20 protein-coding genes are annotated in these 20,420 nt (G+C 62.2%); 8 read left to right on the top strand and 12 right to left on the bottom strand.

Going from position 1 to position 20,420, the window contains the following annotated elements; all coding sequences use genetic code 11:
- Positions 1-33: 33 nt before the first annotated feature.
- From DOL89_RS18360 to DOL89_RS18370, 3 genes are read left to right on the top strand one after another with little or no spacing between them, the layout of a single operon-like run.
- Positions 34-873 (top strand): anti-sigma factor family protein, encoded by an 840-nt coding sequence (locus tag DOL89_RS18360; RefSeq protein WP_119680819.1) that lies wholly within the window; start codon positions 34-36, stop codon positions 871-873.
- A complete protein-coding gene (locus DOL89_RS18365) occupies positions 870-1,379 on the top strand; it encodes an RNA polymerase sigma factor (RefSeq protein WP_119680820.1) in 510 nt (169 codons plus the stop codon). The genes DOL89_RS18360 and DOL89_RS18365 overlap by 4 nt, the downstream gene beginning before the upstream one ends.
- Positions 1,380-1,429: 50 nt before the next feature.
- Positions 1,430-2,152 (top strand): anti-sigma factor family protein, encoded by a 723-nt coding sequence (locus DOL89_RS18370; protein ID WP_119680821.1) that lies wholly within the window; start codon positions 1,430-1,432, stop codon positions 2,150-2,152.
- 148 nt (positions 2,153-2,300) lie between these two features.
- Here DOL89_RS18370 and DOL89_RS18375 read toward each other — a convergent pair whose 3' ends face one another.
- From DOL89_RS18375 to DOL89_RS18385, 3 genes are all read right to left on the bottom strand, one after another.
- Positions 2,301-2,663, bottom strand: coding sequence for a c-type cytochrome (locus tag DOL89_RS18375; RefSeq protein ID WP_119680822.1), 363 nt, complete (start codon positions 2,661-2,663; stop codon positions 2,301-2,303).
- A 44-nt stretch (positions 2,664-2,707) separates the two neighbouring features.
- A complete protein-coding gene (locus DOL89_RS18380; protein WP_119680823.1) occupies positions 2,708-3,544 on the bottom strand; it encodes a substrate-binding domain-containing protein in 837 nt (278 codons plus the stop codon).
- A gap of 66 nt (positions 3,545-3,610) precedes the next feature.
- Positions 3,611-5,410 carry a methanol/ethanol family PQQ-dependent dehydrogenase gene (locus DOL89_RS18385; protein WP_119680824.1) on the bottom strand — a complete coding sequence of 600 codons (1,800 nt, stop codon included), beginning with the start codon at positions 5,408-5,410 and terminating at the stop codon, positions 3,611-3,613.
- 1,017 nt (positions 5,411-6,427) lie between these two features.
- Here DOL89_RS18385 and DOL89_RS18390 point away from each other — a divergent pair.
- Positions 6,428-6,841 carry an RNA polymerase sigma factor gene (locus DOL89_RS18390; protein ID WP_162937659.1) on the top strand — a complete coding sequence of 138 codons (414 nt, stop codon included), beginning with the start codon at positions 6,428-6,430 and terminating at the stop codon, positions 6,839-6,841.
- Positions 6,842-7,227: 386 nt separating this feature from the next.
- On the opposite strand, the gene DOL89_RS25025 is transcribed toward DOL89_RS18390, so the two are convergent.
- From DOL89_RS25025 to DOL89_RS18400, 3 genes are all read right to left on the bottom strand, one after another.
- Entirely contained in the window at positions 7,228-7,404 is a 177-nt protein-coding gene (locus DOL89_RS25025; RefSeq protein ID WP_162937660.1) for a hypothetical protein, read from the bottom strand.
- A 22-nt stretch (positions 7,405-7,426) separates the two neighbouring features.
- Positions 7,427-7,912, bottom strand: coding sequence for a manganese efflux pump MntP (locus DOL89_RS18395; protein WP_119680826.1), 486 nt, complete (start codon positions 7,910-7,912; stop codon positions 7,427-7,429).
- A 72-nt stretch (positions 7,913-7,984) separates the two neighbouring features.
- Positions 7,985-8,383 carry an ATP-binding protein gene (locus tag DOL89_RS18400; RefSeq protein ID WP_119680827.1) on the bottom strand — a complete coding sequence of 133 codons (399 nt, stop codon included), beginning with the start codon at positions 8,381-8,383 and terminating at the stop codon, positions 7,985-7,987.
- Positions 8,384-8,991: 608 nt separating this feature from the next.
- Between DOL89_RS18400 and DOL89_RS18410 the strand changes: the two genes are divergently transcribed.
- Positions 8,992-9,651, top strand: a complete 660-nt coding sequence (locus DOL89_RS18410) for an AraC family transcriptional regulator (protein ID WP_119680829.1) — start codon at positions 8,992-8,994, stop codon at positions 9,649-9,651.
- Positions 9,652-9,656: 5 nt separating this feature from the next.
- Here the strand turns inward: DOL89_RS18410 and DOL89_RS18415 are convergent, their stop codons facing one another.
- The gene (locus tag DOL89_RS18415) at positions 9,657-10,040 is read right to left on the bottom strand and encodes a VOC family protein (RefSeq protein WP_119680830.1); all 384 of its coding nucleotides are present in this window, start codon (positions 10,038-10,040) and stop codon (positions 9,657-9,659) included.
- A 196-nt stretch (positions 10,041-10,236) separates the two neighbouring features.
- On the bottom strand, positions 10,237-10,578 hold the full coding sequence (locus DOL89_RS26065) for an HNH endonuclease (protein WP_119680831.1): 342 nt from the start codon (positions 10,576-10,578) through the stop codon (positions 10,237-10,239).
- On the opposite strand from DOL89_RS26065, the gene DOL89_RS18425 reads away from it, so the two are divergent.
- The gene (locus DOL89_RS18425) at positions 10,516-11,508 is read left to right on the top strand and encodes an IS481 family transposase (protein ID WP_119680832.1); all 993 of its coding nucleotides are present in this window, start codon (positions 10,516-10,518) and stop codon (positions 11,506-11,508) included. The two genes, DOL89_RS26065 and DOL89_RS18425, sit on opposite strands and share 63 nt — an antisense overlap.
- A gap of 166 nt (positions 11,509-11,674) precedes the next feature.
- Here the strand turns inward: DOL89_RS18425 and DOL89_RS18430 are convergent, their stop codons facing one another.
- Positions 11,675-12,061 carry a hypothetical protein gene (locus DOL89_RS18430; protein ID WP_162937662.1) on the bottom strand — a complete coding sequence of 129 codons (387 nt, stop codon included), beginning with the start codon at positions 12,059-12,061 and terminating at the stop codon, positions 11,675-11,677.
- 870 nt (positions 12,062-12,931) lie between these two features.
- On the opposite strand from DOL89_RS18430, the gene DOL89_RS18435 reads away from it, so the two are divergent.
- Both DOL89_RS18435 and DOL89_RS18440 read left to right on the top strand, forming a co-directional pair.
- Positions 12,932-14,554: an acyl-CoA synthetase gene (locus DOL89_RS18435; protein WP_119680834.1), complete on the top strand. Its 1,623-nt coding sequence runs from the start codon at positions 12,932-12,934 to the stop codon at positions 14,552-14,554.
- An 86-nt stretch (positions 14,555-14,640) separates the two neighbouring features.
- Positions 14,641-15,348, top strand: coding sequence for an alpha/beta fold hydrolase (locus DOL89_RS18440; protein ID WP_162937663.1), 708 nt, complete (start codon positions 14,641-14,643; stop codon positions 15,346-15,348).
- Positions 15,349-15,412: 64 nt separating this feature from the next.
- Here DOL89_RS18440 and DOL89_RS18445 read toward each other — a convergent pair whose 3' ends face one another.
- The 3 genes from DOL89_RS18445 to DOL89_RS18455 form a co-directional block, all read right to left on the bottom strand.
- Entirely contained in the window at positions 15,413-18,028 is a 2,616-nt protein-coding gene (locus tag DOL89_RS18445) for a family 16 glycosylhydrolase (protein ID WP_162937664.1), read from the bottom strand.
- Between the two features lie 436 nt (positions 18,029-18,464).
- Positions 18,465-19,934, bottom strand: a complete 1,470-nt coding sequence (locus tag DOL89_RS18450) for a phospholipase D-like domain-containing protein (protein ID WP_162937665.1) — start codon at positions 19,932-19,934, stop codon at positions 18,465-18,467.
- 152 nt (positions 19,935-20,086) lie between these two features.
- On the bottom strand, positions 20,087-20,293 hold the full coding sequence (locus tag DOL89_RS18455; RefSeq protein ID WP_119681356.1) for a DUF2795 domain-containing protein: 207 nt from the start codon (positions 20,291-20,293) through the stop codon (positions 20,087-20,089).
- Positions 20,294-20,420 lie beyond the last annotated feature (127 nt).

Raw genomic sequence — 20,420 nt, forward strand, 5'->3', positions numbered from 1 at the left:
CAGGAGCCTCCAAAGCTCAGTGCGAGAAATGACATGGCCAAGCTGACGGACGAACTCCTGGTGGCGTATCTGGATGGGGAGTTGAGCGTGGAACAGTTGGCGTTCGTCGAGGCAGAGCTCCGGCGGGACCCAGATGCGGCGGCCCGGCTAGACGCCTTCCGCACAATATCCAGCCTGGTCAGGGTGGTTGGTCCCGGCTCCCAAATACGCCTGCGACAAGACCAAACGGTTCCATCCGGTAAGCACCCCGGCCGCCCAAGGCTGCTGGCAAAAGTCGGCGTCGCATCGGCCTGTGCTGCGGGGCTGCTCTGGGCGGGAAGCAGTCTGTTCGACCAGGCGGTCGACCCGTCACGGCAGCGGCTGCTGCATGCCGCGGCGGAACGGTTCTCGCTCTATGCGGAAAATCTCCCGGGAATGGTTTTGATGCCGGGCGTTCTGGAGGAACAAGCCACGGAATGGCTCAGCCACCAGCTTGGCGCCCCAACCTCGATCCCGCACCTGCCCGGCTGGACCCTGACAGCAAGCCAGGTGCTGCAAGAGGGATCAGCGCCTGCGGTTGAACTCTTCTTCACCGCCCCCGGCCGGTCGCCGATCGCCATGTGCATCACACCTTCGGGCGGAGACGACCGACCGCCAAAGATGGGCGCCATCCGCGATTTGCGCATCACCGAATGGGATCAGCACGGCTTCTTCCTGGCTCTGTTGGGGCCGCTTGATGAAGGTGAACTGATCCGGCTCACCAATCAGGTCCGCGATACCTGGCCTGGCCACCATGTCCCCACTGGCGTCACGCCGGGCGGCGGTTCACCTGGAACTGTCCAGAAGCATGCGGCGGCTTCCGCGGTTCCTTCGGACGTGACAGGTGCGCCATGAGAGATCTGATCCGGTCCCTGCCCATGCTCCGCCGGTTCGCACGGACCCTGGCCCCCTCTGAGGACGCAGCGGATGACCTGGTTCAGGAAGCCTGCAAACGGGCCCTGTCTGATGATCCTCCTCCGGCGTCCGAAGGGCAGGGAATTGACCTTTGGGCAAAGCGGCTCATCCGCAATGTCTGGCAGGACTGGAAGCGGAACAAGCATCAACAGGCATCAGCCGAGCGGCTGGAAACCGGCTGTATGGCCGATTGCCATGATGGCTGGCTAGATGTCGAGTCCCACATTTCCTTGGGTGATGTCCGCCGGGTGCTTGGCAGCCTTCCGGCCGAACAACGATCCGTGATGATCCTGGTCTGTGTGGACGGTCTTTCTTACCAGCAGGCCGCCGACCAGCTGGGCATTCCCATTGGCACTGTGATGAGCAGGCTATCCCGCGGGCGGCTGGCCTTGATGAAAAGTCTAAGGGAGCGACGCAGCCTCTCCTTCCGGAGGGCCGCAGAATGACCGCACCAGAGAACAGACCAATAGCCACTGTGATATGGCCGGATCGGCTGGTGGCCTATGTCGATGGGGAACTGCAAGACGACTTGGTTCCAGAGGTCGAGGCCAGCATCGCGGCGGATCCCATGGTGAGGGCCATAGTGGAGGATTTGCGGCAGTCGCGTATCCTGCTGCACGCGGCCTTTTCCGATAAGGCGGTGCTCCCACGAACGGCGTCCATTATGCCCCGCCGCCGTCGCGAATCCCAAGCATGGAAGCGTGCAGCTGCTGCGGCAGTCGCTATGGCGGCGGCGGTCATGCTGATCATCTCGGTCCGGGTCGGGCCGCTTTCCGAGTTGTCAGGGGAAGAGGTTGCCCATCTGCATGACGAGGTCGCGGCCTATCACACCGTCTACATGACCGAGCGCGAGCACCTGGTCGAGGTGCCTGCGAGCCAGCAGGCCCACATCGAGCAGTGGCTGGGGGGACGACTCCACGGCCCTCTGCATGTGCCGGACCTGGAGGTAGTAGGGTTCCAGTTCGCCGGGGCCCGGCTCCTCACCCTGGGCACTGTGCCGGTGGCGCAGCTGATGTATACAGCCGAAGGTCGCTTGCCGATCGCCTTGTGCGTTGCTGCTGCGGGCGGTGAGAACCGTGCACCTATGGCCGACCGGCATCATGGGCTGGGGGTGGCCAGTTGGGTGGAGAATGGCCAGACCTATGTCGTGGTCGGTGATCTGAACGATGCCGAACTCTCATCCATCGTCGAGACGGCTGGCCCAGCCGTGAAGGCCTGACGGGGAGCACACCAACTCCGCAGGACCAGACCGGCGCCACGGCGGGCCTATCAAAAGCGTTTTGGGCTGAACCTTGTCTCCCATGGGTAGGATTTCCAAGGCGGCAGTCGACTGGCTGCCGCCTTGGTTCCTGGAGACCTACATATGCTTAGCGGCTGCGCCCACGTGGAATCGGCTCCCACCAGTGGGTAAAGGTCGGCTCGTCCTTGTCCCGCAGGCTGCGCAGATAGGCGATCAGGTTCTCCACATCCCGCTCGTCCAGGCGAACGGCATAGGGCGGCATTCCCGTCGGCGTGCCGTTGAGGACCGCATCCCGGATGCGGCGGTCGTTGGGGCGGTCGTCCCTGAGGTTCGGCCCCATACCGCCGCCGCCGCGCCCGCCGTGGCAGATATAGCAGTTCTCCTGCAAGAACAGGCGGCGCCCTTCTACGGCGTTGCCATCCCGCGCGGCAGCGGGAAGGGAAAAGGTTACCAGTGCAGTGGCCCCGAGGAGGCCCAGCATCATGCGCATGATCGACTCCTCTCGGTTGATTATTCGCTCATGAGAGACACGGGCTATGACGGGCCTGCTCGACCCGGTATCTGCACCCGCGGTAGGCCGTACTCCTCCAGAATCCGGTCAATATCGTCGCGGCGGCGCTCCAGGATGCTGTCCACCTCCCGCTTCAGAGCCGCGTCTTCGTGGCGAACCCCCATGGAGATTGCGTAGACGAAGGGCAGGTTCGGTGGTTCGATGCTGGGAGAGACCGGCTCCACCAGCAGATCGCGGTTCTTGGCGAAGTACCCGGCCAGGGGGCCCCAGACAATGGCAACGTCGATCTCCCCCGAAGCCACGGCATCGATAATCCTGGCCTGCGGGTTCTCCGCCGCATCCACGTCCCACATCGTATAGCCACGGATGTTGGCGGTGATGTTCCGGCGGGCCAGCGCATGGGCCGGTGGGGGATTGGCCCCGTCGTCCCCGATGGCGTGCAGCCCGATCCTGAGTGTGCGCAGAACCGGATCATCGAAAGACCGAAGGCCAAGATGCCGGTCCTTCGCCGTTACAAAGACATAGCTGGAGGCGTAATAGGGCCGGGTCGGAAGCACCATCTCGAAGCTGCTGGGCACGCCCATCACCAAGTCGCACAGCCTGGCCTTGAGGGTCCGGCGGATAAAGCCGCGTCGCTGTGGATGCCACGTGTAGCTCAAGCTGGCGTTCATCTCCTCGGCGATGAGTTGCGCGATCCTGTTTTCAAAACCTTCCTCACGCTGGTTGGAGAAGGGCAGATTGTCAGGGCTGGCGCAAACCCGTAGCACCCGCGGCTCGGCACCGGCCTGGGTGACTGTCAGTGTGCCAGCGAGTGCAAGCCCGAGCAGCGCCCGTCGGGCTATTTTGCCTGTCTGAAACATTGGACCTCCTGGTCCGATACCGTTTGTGCGGTGTGTTCACGCATCTGTGCAGGAGCGGCGGCTGGCCTAGTCGGCCAGCCGGAACACATGCACCGCACCGCCCGGCTTGGTATCGCGGGGAAGTTCCGCCATGGCGCCGACGGCCCCCAGGGCCGCATAGGGATCCTCCGGCGAGAGCTCGGCCGGAACGATGGCCCCAGCCCAACCGCCGACCCCGGAATAAATGGCCACGCGCTGTTTGCCATCGGGTCCAATGAAGGTCATCGGGTGGCCGATGATGCCGGAATCGAACTGGGTCTTGAACAGAACCTCACCGGTATCGGCGTCCACTGCTTTGAACCATCCATCCATTGTGCCGTAGAAGACGACGCCGCCCGCTGTGGCCAGCACGCCGCTCCAAACCGGCCATTTCTCCTGGATGGCCCATTTCTTCTCGCCGGTTTCGACATCCCAGGCGAAGAACTCGCCGCGATAGCCGCCCGGACCGGCCTTCATCTTGACACTGGCGCCGACAAAGGGCGTGCCCTCGATGTAAAGAGCTTCCAACCCCTCGAAATCCATGCAGATGTTGTTGGACGGCACGTAGAACAGCCCGGTCTGGGGCGAGTAGGCGGCAGGCTGCTGGTCCTTGCCGCCGGGAGCGGCCGGGCAGATATCCTTGACGACGACACCCTGCCGGGGACGCTTTTCCGGATTCTCCACAGGCAGGCCGGTCTCCAGATCAATGCCGCTGGCCCAGTTGACCGGTACAAAAGGCTTGGCGGACAGGATCTCGCCAGTTGTCCGGTCCATGGTATAGACAAAGCCATTCCGGTCGAAGCGCACCAGCAGTTGGCGCTCCGAACCGCCGATGGGTCGGTTGACCAGAATGCTCTCGTTGACGCCGTCATAGTCCCAGGCGTCGTTCGGGGTCATCTGGTAGGCCCAGACGGCCTGGCCATCCTCCGGCCGCCGGGCAAAGATGGTGGTGGACCATTTGTTGTCGCCCGGGCGCATCTCATGATTCCAGACGCCGGGGTTGGCGGTGCCGTGATAAAGGAGCCCGGTCTCCGGGTCGTAAGTCACCCAGCCCCAGACCGTGCTGCCGCCTTGCCGCCAGAGATCAGGCTCCTCTCCCTGCCAGGTGGTGACGCCGAGATCACTGCCGCTGTCCTTGGGGTAGAAGGGGCGGAACCCCTCGCCGATCAACACCTCCCTGTCGGGGCCGGTGCTATAGGCCCGCCAAACTTCCCTGCCGGTGTTGACGTCGAGGGCGGCGATGAAGCCACGCACCCCCATCTCGCCGCCGCTATTGCCGACAAAGACTTTGTCCTCCACCACTAACGGCGCCATGGTCATGGTCTGACCGGTGGCCGGGTCGCCGAGTACGGTGCGCCACACCTCCTGTCCGGTGGCGTAGTCCACGGCCACCGTGGTGTTGTCGAGCACATTGTAGATGATCTTGCCCCGGTGATAGGCCGCACCCCGGTTGACGATATCGCAACAGGCCTTGCCCTGGGCGAAGGGATCGGCATCGGGGTCGAACACCCAACGGGTCTCCCCGGGCCGCGTCAGGTCGAGGGCGAAGAGTTTGTTCGGGAAGGGCCCGACCATATACATGGTGTTGCCGATGACCAGCGGCGCGCCCTCATGTCCAGCCTCCACGCCCGTCTCGAAGCTGAACTCCTCGACCAAGCGTCCGACATTGCTGGGGTTTATCTGATCCAGAGCACTGAACCTGGTGCCCTGAAGTGTGCCTGCGGGCGTGGTCCATTCGGCTTCAGCGGCAGGCGGCGGACTTGCGCTCTGCGCCATGGCAAGGGACCAGGGCGCCATGGCCGAGGTCAGCAGCAGCGTCAGCGCGAGAAGATCCCGCGGGTCTGCCATCGGGGACCTGGCTTGTCGGCACGGTACACAGTTTCGCAGCGGGTGCCCTTGGTTGGCCGTCTTTTGCCGGTCTTTAGTCGTTAGAACAGCGAACGTTCCTCCCGTCATTTTACCCTCCACTGGTGAGGAGCACGCGCTCTGTGGCGCGTCTGGCAGAGGCCTGTTCACCAGGAAACCCTACTTCTCTCCTGGCCTACCGGCCGTGTGGAACTCAAAGGGCAAGGACCTTTCGATTGCAGGGGAGCAGAAATGTTCCAGCTGGAGACCAGGCCAGTAAGAAAGCTCTTAAGAGAGGCGCACCGAGTCCAATTGGTCGATGGAAGGTGGACGTCTTGCCGGAGCAGTTGGCGTCTCCCTGAACATCCGTTTGGATCGCCCGTTGAAGTCGATCTGGACCTTGCCAGCTACCCTGCTTGTTTTCAAAAGTCCTGCCCTGGTTTAAGAACCGGCACGTTAAGTCTCTGTGCGGTACAGAGCCCACCAGAATGTCGAGTTGCCTCGGTTTTGAAGAATCTGGTCCCGGAATGGCGCTGTTTTCGAGGAATAGAGTAGTCGTACGCGTTGCATGTCGCTTCAGCACCCGAAAAAGGGGTGGCACACGCTTGATGTTGCTGATCGTTCAGGTATCTACTAGGTTGGTGGTCAGATCTTGGAAGCAAGAACCGGTAGTTCCTATTCCTGGACCGAATTGAGTGAGGCTTATGCCTGAGGTTCACGCCTCAAACGATCTCGCCTCCGTTGCCCTTTATGCTTCCGTTCAGATAGGCGCATCGCCCTTAAATCCTGATGCGCCTGCCTTGTGCAATAAGGCGATAATCCTGGGAACGCTCATGTGTATTTGGACAAAATTGTGTCCTAATACCGGCTCGGGCAGAATTGCAATGTATTCACAACCTGACCTCCTTTGATCCGGGAGCTTACGGGCTTCCTGAAGCGCGGGGACGTGCCATGACTTTGGCGGGTTCATACAAAACGCAATCAGGTACCAGCTGGAGCAAGGCTGATTCCGCAGTGGATATGACTGCCGCGACTGGTCTGTCGGCAGCGCCGTACAGCGTGCCCAAGCTGTTCCCGCTCGCAGCCCTCGCAGGCCATGCCATATTCGAGATCACCCGCATCGGAAAGTTACTAATCAGCCGACTGCAACGGTGGATGGACCCGGACGTCGCACGGGAGCGGCTCTGGGGTACAGATATTGTCGGCACCGACATCGCCGATGTTCCCGCCCGTTCCCAGCTTCAAGCCACCCAGGACGCGATGATTGCCCTGCCACGGGACCTCCGGGACGCGCTGACACTCGTCTGCGTGGATGGCCTCAGCTATCGGCAGGCGGCCGATCAACTGGGCATTCCGGTGGCCGCCCTGAACAGCCGTGTTGCCCGCGCCCGCGCCATCCTGGCCGAGGAACTGGGACTTCTCCCGCGACAGTAAGAGCTTGATTGCCGTGGAACCAACGAGGGTGATCCGCCTGCTTAAGCAGTGAAGGCCCGCCGGATCGCCTTGCCTGTTCACCGCCCACTTCCGGGTCACGAGCAGTGGTTCACCGCGACGCTGAAGAGATGAAGGCTTGCAGGAACCAGGGCCCGAAGGTTCCAGCGGGCGAGGAATGGGTCACCGATCACCAAGCTGACAATGGCCGCATGCTTTAGCGCCTGGTGCGTGTGGTCCAGGTAGACGCAAACGGGCCGACCCCACGCCCATGGGGTCGGCCCAGCTTCACTCAATGCTCCCGCATGAAGGTGAGCAACTGCTCGGCTTGGCAACTGCCGAGGCAATAAAAGGTTCCCCAACCCAACAACCAACGTCCTCTGAGGTCGTCAATGGACCCGTCGGGCAACGGTCCAGCGGGCCACCTCGGCTTCGGCTCGGTTGGCCGGAACATCGGGATGGTGCAGGCGGTAGATGAACAGCGCCGCTTCAATGGCGTGCTTCTCCGGAGCCCCGGATGTCTTCATCTCCGTGAAGGCACGCTCAACCGCGGATCGACAACACATGATGGCCTCCGTGGTACAGGGTCTATACGTCCATATGGTCCAGCAGGATCTTGGTGCCGATCGCCACGAGGCCAAGACCGCCAACCAGTTCGGGGCGGCGGCCCAGCACTGGCCCAACAGCGCGGCCGAGCAGCACGCCTCCGAAGGCCATAGCGAAGGTGACCAGCCCAACCAGCGTCGCCACGACGGCAATGTCGATGTCGGCCATTGCCAGCCCGACGCCAACCGCACTGGCATCTATGCTGGTGGCGACAGCGGTGCTGAGCAGGGCCAGCCAGCTGGTCCGTTTGGCAACCGCGGGATCGTCATCTCGGCTGGACAAGGCATTGCGCACCATTGAGCCGCCGATCAGGCTGAACAGGATGAAGGCGACCCAATGGTCGACGGACTGCACCAGGTCGGCGAAGGAAATCCCAACAGCCCAGCCCAGCAGGGGCATGAGCAGCTGGCAGATACCTAACGTCACACTAATCGAGGAGCGAGGGAGGACAGCTTTTCTGGTAGCCATCAGCAGCGGCCCGTTTTGCCGAAGGGCTATTCCGAAACTGCTTTCGATCTGAACGCGATGCGTATGCCGCTACTAATCCGTCGCGCTCAACTGAGGGACTCTCTTCGGCGTTGTGGCGCTCTCAAAGCGGTCGCCGCAGACCAGTACGCGTGTGCAGGTGCCGCCATGGGACGTTGTCTGCAAGCTGCCTCCTAGCTGGGCGGTAAGGGCCCCCACCAAGGCTGTCCCCAGGCCACTGCCGCCCGGTCCGCCCGGCGGCCAGCCCACCCCATCGTCGCTCACTGCAAGTTCCACCTGGTGCGTTTCCCGTCTTCGGCGGCAGGTGATCTCGATCCTGCTGGGCTGGCCATCGGGGAAAGCATGCTTCAGGCTGTTGGTCACAAGTTCGTTGACAATGAGGCCCAGCGGAATGGCCATCTCGATCTCGCAATGGAGCGGCTCGGAGGAGACACGGATGTCTACCGGGGACATATCCTAGTGGATGGCCCATAAGCTGTTGGCGTCATTTCTGAGGAAACTGCCATCTTGGTGATCTGCTCGATTGCGGCCCTGATGGCCAGTTCCGAATCCAGCGATAACTGTATAGACTGGCAATCACCGAACATCGAGACGGCATCTTCGGCCGATCCGGCCTGTATCAGCGCGACCCGCATCCCAAGAGCGGTCTCCAATCCAGGGAATCTCTCTAATGAGGTCCGGGCCCAGTAACGGTGCCGATCTCGTGCATCCTCCTCAAGCCGAACCCAATTCCGCACGATCTGGTCGCACTCTGTCTCAGTAGCAGGTGGTCTCCTGGCCTCACCGTGAAACAGTTCCAAGCCACCGCCCACCACCCCTTCAATAACGAGCCAAGGCTGTCCGCCATCAGTATGCATGATGTATCTCCTTCCTGTTCATCGGGACATCGGATTTCCGCATGCAAGTCACAAGCGGAGCGTCCGCTCTTACAAGCCCCGGGCTGAGTTTATTGCCGCGCTTCCTCCTCGTTCTGGCATAATCAGCAGAACCTGAGAGCACTGAGCGCCGACTGTAGAAAATATGGCGACGGTCGCTCTGTGTAGCTTTTCGGAGTTACCTTCATGATAAGCGGCACGACGATCCTGGCTTGTTGGAGCGGTCTGCAGGAGGAGGAGGGGACTGTTCGGGTCTCGCCTGATGGCTGCCGCGACCTGATCCTGCGAATGGATTTAGCGAAACGGCCAGTCTGGTTCATCTCGGGCCTTCAGGAGCACACCTATGATGTTGCCGTCGCGTCTGGAGCCTCGTTCCATGGCTTCCGGCTGCGCCCTGGCACGATCCTGGATGACGAGCGCCTGCTCAACTCGCTGCGAGAACGTGATCCAGAACCGGACCAGGCGCTGCCCCTGATTAACGAATTCAGCCGGTTGTGTCCCAAGGTAGAGGAGATGCTGGCATGTTTAGCCGAGGCGAGTAGCATAGATACGGCCGCGAAGCAGCTTGGGGTCCCGCCACGCCAGCTTCAGCGGTTCTCGATGCATCACACCCAGCAATCACCAGGCTATTGGCTTCGGCTCGCACGCGTGCGTCGGGCAGCCCGGGCGGTATTGAAGCCAGTCGACAGCGGACGTGAACCATTGGCCGCGGTTGCCGCTGATCACTATTATGCAGATCAGGCACACATGACCCGCGACTTTCGGCGTTGGCTCGGTACTACGCCGACGGCATTGCGGACCGATCCCGAACTAGCAGCCCAGCTGATGGAAAGCGGATACGGGTAAGCTATTCAGGTTTCGACAGCCGTACAGATCTCCACCAGAAAGCCATTCAGATCGCTGACATAGGCGACAGTTTGACCCCAGGGCATCCTTTCTGGAGACTGCACCGGAACAGCGCCTGCCTCGACAGCACGGGCATAGGCAGCAGCCACGTCCTCTGTCTGAAAGGCGATCTCGAAACAAGGACGTTGGGGATCGGGGCTGGATGGATTCTTCCCGAGATCCCGCATCAGCTGAAGCGAGGAAAACGACAGGGTCGTCTCACCGGTGTTCAACTCCCCATATGTCTCACTCTCATGCAGAAACTGGGTCGGAATGCCGAATGCGCTGCCGTAAAATGCCAGCGTCTCTTTGACGTTTTTTACATAATGAATTGTGTACTTGAGCTTCATACACGCATCTCCTTCATCAACAATGTTGAAACCACTGGCGAAAGATCGCCGTCGGAAGAGGCCCTGTCTTGAAGATTCGCGACACGAGCTTGCGATCCAAACTGACGACCTGAGGCTTTTCTGCTGCTGATCTGCTGAAACGGCCGGGTATGGGGACATGCTCTCCATGCCCCAGCAAAAGAGTATGCAATTTCCGTCAGAGATTCAGGATCCGACCCTGCAGGTATCGGATAACATCATCGACATCAGCGCGCGCGCCTTTCCGAAGGTTGCAATCGGCGTGCAGGATCTGAATGTTTGCAAGCTCATTGCCGCCACCCAGCGACCAAGGAATCACATGGTCAATGTGGTGAGACCCGTCGTTTAGACGAAAATCACTGCCACATTCGGGACAGATCCAGCCTTGGCGCTCCGCTAGATGTTTGGTCCCGGGGTTTGATGGTGCATTCTTGTCACGTGAGTGGAAGGAAGCGCTATGGGGCAGGTTCACCACGGGAGCGCCACAACGACAGCGGCGGTCCGTCGAGCGATACAGCATAGTCAAGAGAGCCTGAGAGCCCTGGCCAAGCGGTATGGCATCAACCCGAAGACGGTTGCGAAGTGGAGGGCCAGGAGCTCGGTCGCTGATCAGCGCACCGGGCCCACGGCCCCCAGATCCACCATCCTGACGGCCGAGGACGAGGCGATCATCGTCGCCTTCCGGCGTTACACGCTGCTGCCGCTCGACGACTGCCTCTACGCCCTCCAGGCCACTATTCCGCACCTCACCCGTTCGAGCCTGCATCGCTGCCTCCAGCGACACGGCATCAGCCGGCTGCCCGAGACCGACGGGGACAAGCCGCAGCGCTCAAGGTTCAAGCGCTACCCGATCGGCTTCTTCCACATCGACATCGCGGAGGTCAGGACCGAACAGGGCAAGCTCCACCTCTTCGTGGCCATCGACCGCACGTCCAAGTTCGCCTTTGTCGAGCTGCACGAGAAGGCGACGCGGCGCGTGGCTGGCGACTTCCTCCGCCACCTCGCGGCAGCCGTTCCCTACAAGATCCACACCGTGCTCACCGACAACGGCACCCACTTCACCGAGCCGACCGGTGACGGTTGGACGCCCAAGGACATCAAGGCCATGCGGGCCGAGAAGATCCCCTTCCGCTGCCACTCCTTCGAGGCTGCCTGCGCCGATCTCGACGTGGAGCATCGGCTGACCAAGCCTCGCCACCCCTGGACCAACGGTCAGGTCGAGCGCATGAACCGCACCATCAAGGATGCGACCGTCAAGCGCTACCACTATGAGAGCCATGACGAGCTCCGGCAGCACCTCGCCGACTTCGTCGCAGCCTACAACTTTGGCCGGCGCCTTAAGACGCTAAAGGGCCTTACGCCTTACGAGTTCATCTGCAAACAGTGGATTGCCGACCCAGAACGCTTCATCCTCAACCCGCTCCACCAAATGCCGGGACCAAACATCTAAGTGGAGGATGACCTCAATGGGCCAGACCGAACGGCGCTTGATTGGCTGGACCTCTCTAAGAAGCACTACGAGCCGCAGGAGTTCCTGCTTGACCGATGCGGCGCTTTCACGGGCATCAATCTCTGCCGCAGCTTCCAGCATCAACAGACGTTCGCCTCTTGACCGATCAGCCATCATTCACTGCCAGGGCAATAGATGCGTCGGTCCCCGACATAATGGCTTGGCGCGCATTCATTGCCCGGGTCTGCCTCGCTTTGAGCGTTCGAATTATATTCCCGAGCTTTGTATAACGTTCCGTGTTCTGCTCCGTCTCCCGATTACGCTCCAGAATTCTTAGCACTTGCCCAATCTCGGCATGCAGTTGCTGGAGCTCAGTCTCGGTCTTTCGCTTGTGGCCGGAGAACCTCTGGCCGAGTGCGTCGCACTCAGCCTGCATGTCTCGGAATCGCTGGTCGAGCATATGCTCGAGTTGGCTCATGCGCCCGCTGATCTTCTCGACGTCTGCCGCAGACGCGACGCCAATCCACCTCAAAAACTCCTGCCAACTGCTCACGTCCAATGCCTCCGCCATTCACGAGGCAAATCTACCCCAATGGATTGGGCTCGGAAAGCGTCGGAAGAGGTCACCGGTCAGGCAGGCGTTCCTCAGGCGCAAACAGGTTAGATCAAAGGGTGCCGGGCTCGACACACGCTAGCCCTTCAGACTGAAGGCCGCCATCGCGACTTCAGCCTGCCCGGACCTCACGGGGAGCCTTCGGCAAATATACCGATCCTGGACCGGCCGATTGGTGGCCTCTGAGCCTAGAGTCGATCCAGTTTGGCAACCGGATGGTCCGCTCTCTTTTGATAGACACAGATTAACACGTCAGGGCTTGGGAAATGGTCCCCGTGCACCATTATGGGCCCGATACCGAGTTCTAGCGGAACCCCTGCAAGGGGCGGGCGGTAGGCTCTTCCCCAATGCCAGAGGCTCGCCTACTTGGCCCTGGGGTGGAATGCGAGCTTGCCCTGCCAGCTGGTCGCGACAGCGCAGAACCAGCATGTACGGCAAGTAAAGCGCACGACATTCACTCTAGCGATACCGGAGTGTGACCATGTGCGCCCAAGTAAAGTTGCGCGAACACACGGACCAGAAGGTGCATGCGGCTGACATCCATGTAGCTGATGATAGACTAGGAAATAGAGTCGCGTTGTCTCCGAACAACGAACTGCGCGCCTTAGAGTCCCCGAGATAGTGAACCTCTGTCGCCGAGATACTGAAACGGAACGGTTGGGGAATGGCGGATTTCCTCGGAGGCGAGTCGCGGAAATTAAGATGGTTGGCATGTCGGCGTCTTGCCGCGTGGGGAGCCGAATGCTACCTCGGCAGGGCAAGCCGTGCCTGCGGACCAACACGGGCACCGACTGGGAGGAGAAGACAGCCATGTGCGCAGCCATCGCCGATCAGGACCTGATCCGGAACCCTGCCAATTTCGTGCAGCTTTCTCCCCTGTCGCTGCTACGCCGGACCGTGGATGTGCATCCTGCCCGGACGGCCGTGCGCTACGGCGCGGTCACGCGCAGCTATGCCGAATTCGGGGAACGCTGCCTGCGACTGGCGGCCTCGTTGGCGCGGGCCGGGATCGGCCGCGGCGATGTGGTCTCCATCATGGCGCCGAACACGCCGGCCCATTTGGAAGCGCATTTCGGCGTGGCTATGGCAGGCGCAGTGCTGCACTCCATCAATATCCGCCTGGACGCGGCCGCCATCGCCTTCCAGCTTCAGCATGGGCAGTCCAGGCTTCTGCTGGTCGATGAGGAATTCGTTCCAGTGGTGCGCAAGGCGCTGGCCCTGCTGGAAGGGGAACTGCCGGTTGTCCATATCGCCGACCCTGCCGTGCCGTCCGATCCGCTGGGCATGGCGGAGTACGAGACGTTCATCGCCGAGCCGGCGGACGGCTTCACAGCGCTGGACCCGGTGGATGAGTGGGATGCCATCACCCTCAACTATACCTCGGGCACGACGGGCAATCCCAAGGGCGTGGTCTATCATCACCGCGGTGCTTATCTGAATGCCGTGGGCAACACCATGGCCTGGTCCATGGGCGGGCATCCGGTCTATCTCTGGACCCTGCCGATGTTCCACTGCAACGGCTGGTGTTTCCCCTGGACCATCACCGCGCTGGCCGGCACCCATGTTTGCCTTCGGCGGGTAGAGGCGAAGGCCATCTATTCGGCGCTGCTGGAGGACAAGGTCAGCCATTTCTGCGGCGCGCCCATCGTGCTGAACCTTCTGGCCAACGCGCCGGACGAGTTGACGCAGGGGCTTGCACCCGGGATCAAGGTGATGACCGCCGGCGCCGCTCCGCCGGCCCCTGTCATCGCGGCAATGGAGACGCTGGGCTTCCAGGTCACCCATGTCTACGGCCTGACCGAGGTTTACGGCCCCTGCGTGGTCTGCGACTGGAAAAGCGAGTGGGACGAACTGCCCTTGCAGGAGCGGGCCCGCCTCAAGGCCCGGCAGGGCGTGCGCTATCACCTGCAGGAGGGGCTCGATGTGCTTGATCCGGAGAGCATGGCCCCGGTCCCGGCGGATGGCGCCACCATCGGCGAGGTGATGATCCGCGGCAACATCACCATGAAAGGGTATCTGAAGAATTCCGTTGCCACGGAGGAGGCGTTCCGGGGCGGCTGGTTCCACTCCGGCGACCTCGCGGTGAAGCATCCCGACGGCTATATCGAACTCAAGGACCGCTCCAAGGACATCATCATCTCCGGCGGTGAGAATATCAGCACCATTGAGGTGGAGGGCGTGCTCTACAGCCATCCCGCCGTTCTGGAGGCCGCCGTGGTCGCCCGACCCGACCCGAAATGGGGTGAGACGCCCTGCGCCTTCGTCACGCTGAAGCCCGGAGCCAGTGTGACGGCGGAAGAGTTGATCGCCTATTGCCGCGAGAATCTCGCCCACTTCAAGGCGCCGCGCACCGTGGTGTTCAGCGAGTTGCCGAAGACCTCCACCGGCAAGATCCAGAAGTTCGTGCTGCGCGACCGGGCCAAGGAGCTGTGACCACTGGCGCGGCGTTAGAGCGCCGCCGCGTAACGCTTCAGGGACGCGGGCTTGACGTCCTGCAGATCTGCCAGCCCGGCGGGGCTGTGCGGACGCTCGTCATGCTGCACGAGGCGCTGGGTTCGGCCGGGCTGTGGAAGTCCTTGCCGCTGCAACTCGCCGCGCGGACGGGCCTGGACGTGCTGGCCTATTCCCGCCTGGGTCACGGCTATTCCGATCCGCCGGCCGGGCCGCGTGAAGCCGATTACCTGCATGTGGAGGCGGAGCAGGTGCTGCCCGCTCTGTTGCAGGCGCTCGGGATCGAGGACCCGATCCTCTACGGCCACAGCGATGGCGCGTCCATTGCCCTGATCTATGCGGCCAGCCATCATCCGCGCGCCGTGATCGCGGAGGCTCCGCATATCGTGGTGGAGCCGGTGACCCTGGCCGGCGTGGCGGCTGCCGGAACGCCGGAGGCGCGTGACCGGCTGCTGCCCCGATTGGCGCGCCATCATGCCGATGCACCGGTGCTTTTCGCTGCCTGGCACGATACGTGGACCAGCCCATCGTTCCGGGACTGGAGCATTGAAGCTTTGTTGCCCGGCATCTGCTGCCCGCTGCTGCTGATCCAGGGCACGGGCGACGAGTACGGCACATTTGCACAACTGGACCGCATCGCCGGGAGGGTCCGCTCTCCCTTGGTTGAGCGGTGGGAGGTGCAGGGGGCAGGGCACAGCCCGCACCGGGAACACCCGACGGCATTCGTAGAGCGGCTGGCCGCCTTCATCGAGCGGACCGCGCCCCGGATGGAATAAGACACGCCGCAGGTGGGGCCACCTGCGGCGTGTCTGGATAGGGCGGCGGATGGCCGCCCCTGGGTCAGGCGGCGTAGTCCCAGGCCCCATCCGTGCCCACCCCGACGAGATCGACCTGATCGCCGGAGGCGAAAGCATCGAATGACAGGGCGGAGACGCTGGAACTGGCCATGCTGGCCGCCTTCTCGATCTTCAGCCAGTCGAAGCGGCCCTGTTCCCAGCCGCCCTGGGTGGCGGCGAGCGCGATCTTGTCGCCTTGGTTCAGGTTGATGGTGAAGCTGCGGGTCTGAACCACGTCCGTGCTGTTGCTGCCGCTGCCGGTCCAGGAGTTGACGGTCTTGCCGCCGACCTTGACCGAGAAATCCGCAACGCCGTCGAACTCGTTCAGATAGCTCACCGTGATCTTGTAGCTGCCGCTGTCGCCGGTGAAGGTGCCGGATGCTTCGCCGCTGCCGGTCAGCTTGATCTGCGCCCCGCCGGAAGCGCTGCTCTTCTGCTCCACGAAGTAGCCGCCGCTCAGGCTCAACTTCTCGGCTTCCGTGGTGCCCAGTCCAATGGTCGGGCCGCTGAAGACCATGGCCTTTTCGACCTTCACCCAATCGAAGCGCGCCTGTTCCCAGCCGCCCTGCTTGCCGGCGAGCGCGATCTTGTCGCCTTGCTTCAGGTCCAGCGTGAAGCTCCGCGTCTGCACGATATCCGTGCTGTTGCTGCCGCTGCCCGTCCAGGAATTCACCGTGGCCCCATTCACTTTCACAGCGAAATCAGCCGCGCCATCGAACTCGTTGAGGTAGCTCACGGTGAACTTGTAGCTGCCATCGGCGCCGGTGAAGGTTCCGGCGGCTTCGCCGCTGCCGGTCAGCTTGATCTGTGCGCCGCCGGAGGCACTGCTCTTCTGCTCGACGAAATACCCGCCGCTGAGACTCAGCTTCTCCGCCTCAGTGGTGCCGACGCCGATGGTCGGGCCGGATACCGCCTTCTCGATCTTCAGCCAGTCGAAGCGGCCCTGTTCCCAGCCGCCCTGGGTGGCGGCGAGCGCGATCTTGTCGCCTTGGTTCAGGTTGATGGTGAAGCTGCGGGTCTGAACCACGTCCGTGCTGTTGCTGCCGCTGCCGGTCCAGGAGTTGACGGTCTTGCCGCCGACCTTGACCGAGAAATCCGCAACGCCGTCGAACTCGTTCAGATAGCTCACCGTGATCTTGTAGCTGCCGCTGTCGCCGGTGAAGGTGCCGGATGCTTCGCCGCTGCCGGTCAGCTTGATCTGCGCCCCGCCGGAAGCGCTGCTCTTCTGCTCCACGAAGTAGCCGCCGCTCAGGCTCAACTTCTCCGCCTCTGTCGTACCGACGCTAATGGACGGGCCGTTCGTACCGGTGGAGGGAGCTGGCTCCGAGATAACCGGGGCATTGGCCGGGGCTGCCACCGACTTTGCGAAGACGAACATCTCCGGCTCGAGCTTGGCGATGCTTGTATTCTTCAGCAGCAAGGCCTGATCCTTGTCCAGCCGCAGGATCACGTCCGACCCGACCTGGCTGAGCCAGGGCTTCACATCGTCGAAATGGGTGAAGTGGAAGCCTTCCAGGCGGATCTTGTCGGTGTTGTTGACGCTGTTGGACAGGTCCAGGATGGTGTCGTTGCCGTCGCCGTTGCGGATGATGAAGACATCTGTTCCCTTACCGCCCAGCAAGGTGTCGTTGCCCTTGCCGCCCTTCAGCTCGGTGTACTGGCCGTTGGCGGAAGCGAGATAGTTGTTCTTGTCGTTGCCTGTGATGTGACGCCCCCAGTCGTTCAGCTGGACGACCTTGGTCTCCGTGCTGCCAAGGGTATAGTCGACGTCCCAGGTCGTCTTGGCGCCGTCACCGTTCAGGACCGTGAAGGCGTCGATGCCGATGGGCGCCCAGTCCTTTGGAACGCCGACCACGGCATGATCGACGTTTTTCTGATAAACGCGGATGTGGTCGATCTTCATCTCCGCGGGGAACGGCGTCGTGGAATTCGGGCTGCCGGGCCAGTAGCCGCCGACCGCCAGATTGGCGATCATGTAGGCGGGCTGGTCGAAGGTATGGTTCGCGAATTCGCCGACCTTGATGCCGTCATAGTACCAGACCAGCTTGTCCTTCTGCCAATCCAGCCCATAGGTATGGAACCCGTCGGAACTGTCGAACAGGCCGGCTTTCCGGATGTGATCCTCGACCTTCTTGCCGTTGGCGTCGATGTAGTGGGAGGTGCCGTACAGGATGTGCGGCTCCTGGCCGATCGTCTCGATTACGTCCATTTCCGGCGGCCACTGGGCATCCATGGTCAGAAGCCAGAAACCCGGCCACAGACCCTTGCCCGCCGGCATCTGCGCCTTGATCTCGAAATAGCCGTACTGCATCGAGAAAACACGCTCGGAGATGATCATGCCCGAGGTGTAGTCCATGTTGTCGATCTGCCACTTGATCGAATCCGGAGCCTTCTGGGCCTGAATGGTGAGAACCCCGTTGGAGTGCTTGAAGGGGTTGATGCCCAGGTTCTTGTAATCGGGGTCGATATAGAACTGCTTCTCGCCGTTGCCGGGCAGGGACCGCTCGTCCCAATAGCCTGAAGTCTTCCAAACCGCGCCGGATTCACCCCAGAGGCGAAAACTGTCGAACTGCTCGTTGAACTGCAGCGTATAATTCGACATATCGATCTTTTCAGCCATCGTGCCATCCCCGTGTCGTTGGTGCCCTTGCCACGCCCGTAAGGGCATGACCAACGGACAACTACCTCGCCCGAAAGAGGCATCAGGATCAGGGTCCGAGTATTAATGGAGTATTGACAGCGAAAGCTCTGACTGTGATCAAAAGGGCGCGGGTGGCATTATTGAGTGGAAAAGAGGACGAAAATGAGATCGCAAGTGACACGGAAGTGTCTGCGCCAGTTGTAATTTCAAACTGATGGTATATTTGTTGGAGGGGAACGGCGGTCGGTGACGGAATTGTTTCACGCCTGGGGCTGATTCGGGCGTGTGGGACATAATGCAGCGTACTGCTTTGTCGCCGGTCAGGACGTTGGACTTCACGTCATGAAGGCTTCCGTTCCTGTTCCGGAGAGCCCATAGGGCCCCGCTCCTGGGTCCGTCTTCTCCGGCCCGCCGGTCAGTCCTGTTGGGGCGGTTCCACGCATGCGCCCGGTGTGGTTGCTGCGGCCTTGCGCAGACGCCAGGCCCGGGACAGCAGACCGAAGCCGCTCCAGCCGAGAAACATCACCAGGGGCGCTGCGATCAGGGCCGGAAAAAGCGCTATCAGCACGGCGGCAGCGATGGCGGCCAGCCCGATCCGCAGCACCGCCTTGCCTTCCGTCACCCCAAGGGACCGCGAGCCTGTCAGCGCGGCGCCGGCAGCGCTGCCAAGGCTGAGGGCGCCGGCGGCGATCCGGCCCGCACTTCCCTTCCTGGAGCGGCCCGGCGTGCGCGGACGGGGCCTACCGCCAAGCATATGCCGCTGCTCGTCGAGGACGATCTCTGTCGCATTCTCCAGATCGTCCAGATAGGCCGCCTCCATCTCCGCGGCGAAATGCGGGTCTTCGATTGTGACATCGAGTTCCCAGTTGGAGAGCCAGCTCACGAGGTTCAGGTTGGTCGATCCGACCCTGGCCCAGCGACCGTCGCAGACCGCCGTTTTGGCATGCAGCATCGGCCCCTTCCATTCGAAGATGCGGATGCCGGTTTCAAGCAGCGGCCGGTAGCCGGACCGGGCAAGCGTCTGGGCGGCCGGCACATCGCTGGAGCCGGGAAGCAGGATGCGAACATCGACCCCGTCCCGCCGGGCCTCTGCCAGCGCCTGGACATAGGGTGTCGTCGCGACGAAATACGCATCCGTCAGCCACAAGGTCTTGCGGGCGCCGGCTGCCACCAACTGATCCAGCCGATAAGCGCTGAGTTGGCCTGGCCGTCCCCGGATGACACTGATTTCCGACGTGCCGACTGGTGCAGCGCCGCCCCAGGTCTCGGGCAGGGACTCGCCGCCGGCAATGGACCAGACTTCCGCGAAGGCGCGGTCCAGATCGGCAACGGCCGGCCCCCTGATCTCCACGCCGGTGTCGCGCCAAGGCGGGATGCCGCGGGCGGAATCTCCTGCCCAATCCCGTGCGACGCAGAGGCCGGAGACGAAGCCGATGCGGCCGTCGACCGTCAGGGTCTTGCGATGATCGCGTGAAATCCAGCCGAAGGGGGACGACAGGCGCGGCGGATTGAAGGCGCGCACATCGACGCCGGCATGGCGGAGCGAATCCCAGAACCGGGAGGATGCGGCGCCGAAGCTTCCCAACCAGTCATAGACGAACCGCACCTTGATCCCGGCCCGTGCCCGTGCGGCCAGCGCCGCTGCGATCTCGCGGCCGGTCTCGTCGTCGGCGAAGATGTAGTTCTCGAAATGGATGGTATGCTCGGCATGGGCGATGGCGTCGATCCATGCCGGATAGTTCTCCGTCGCGTCGCGCAGCAGCCTGACGCCGTTTCCGCCGACGGGATGGCTGCTGGTGATGCGGGAAAAAGCCCTCTCGAACAGAGTGGTGCCGTACTGGTGCGGCGCATGAGCGGCGTGGTCGGTTACATTCGCCTCGAGCATCGGCAGGTCCGCGGCTGATCGGGAGTGATCGGGAGTATATGTTGGCAACGCGGAATGCCGTAGCTTGGGTCCGCTGTCCATAGACCCGATGGGGGGGCGGCATGCCGGAGCGCTGATCAACCGCCTCGACATGCCGGCGATCCGGATCCGGCTCAGCTCTCCTTGCCGAAGCCTTTCATCACGTCCGCCATGGTTTCATAGCGGCCATCCGGCATCTTCTCGATGGCGTCCAGCACTTCCCGGTCCGCGCCCTGCTGCTTGGCGTGCTTGACCAGGTCCGGCTTTTCCGCCGGGGAATCGATGCCTTTGAGGTGATGGGTCACATTGGCGGGCGATTGGCCGCCGACACCGCGGGACATGGCGAACTCCTCCATTTGATTCGAGCGCAGCACCAACCGCGCTGTCCGCACGCCCGTTCCTGCAAACCTCGTCGGCAACTCCGGCGAGGGGAGAGGTTCATTGCACCTGAAGCTGGAGGGCATAGGC

This window comes from Indioceanicola profundi, from assembly GCF_003568845.1.
Classification (GTDB): domain Bacteria; phylum Pseudomonadota; class Alphaproteobacteria; order Azospirillales; family Azospirillaceae; genus Indioceanicola; species Indioceanicola profundi.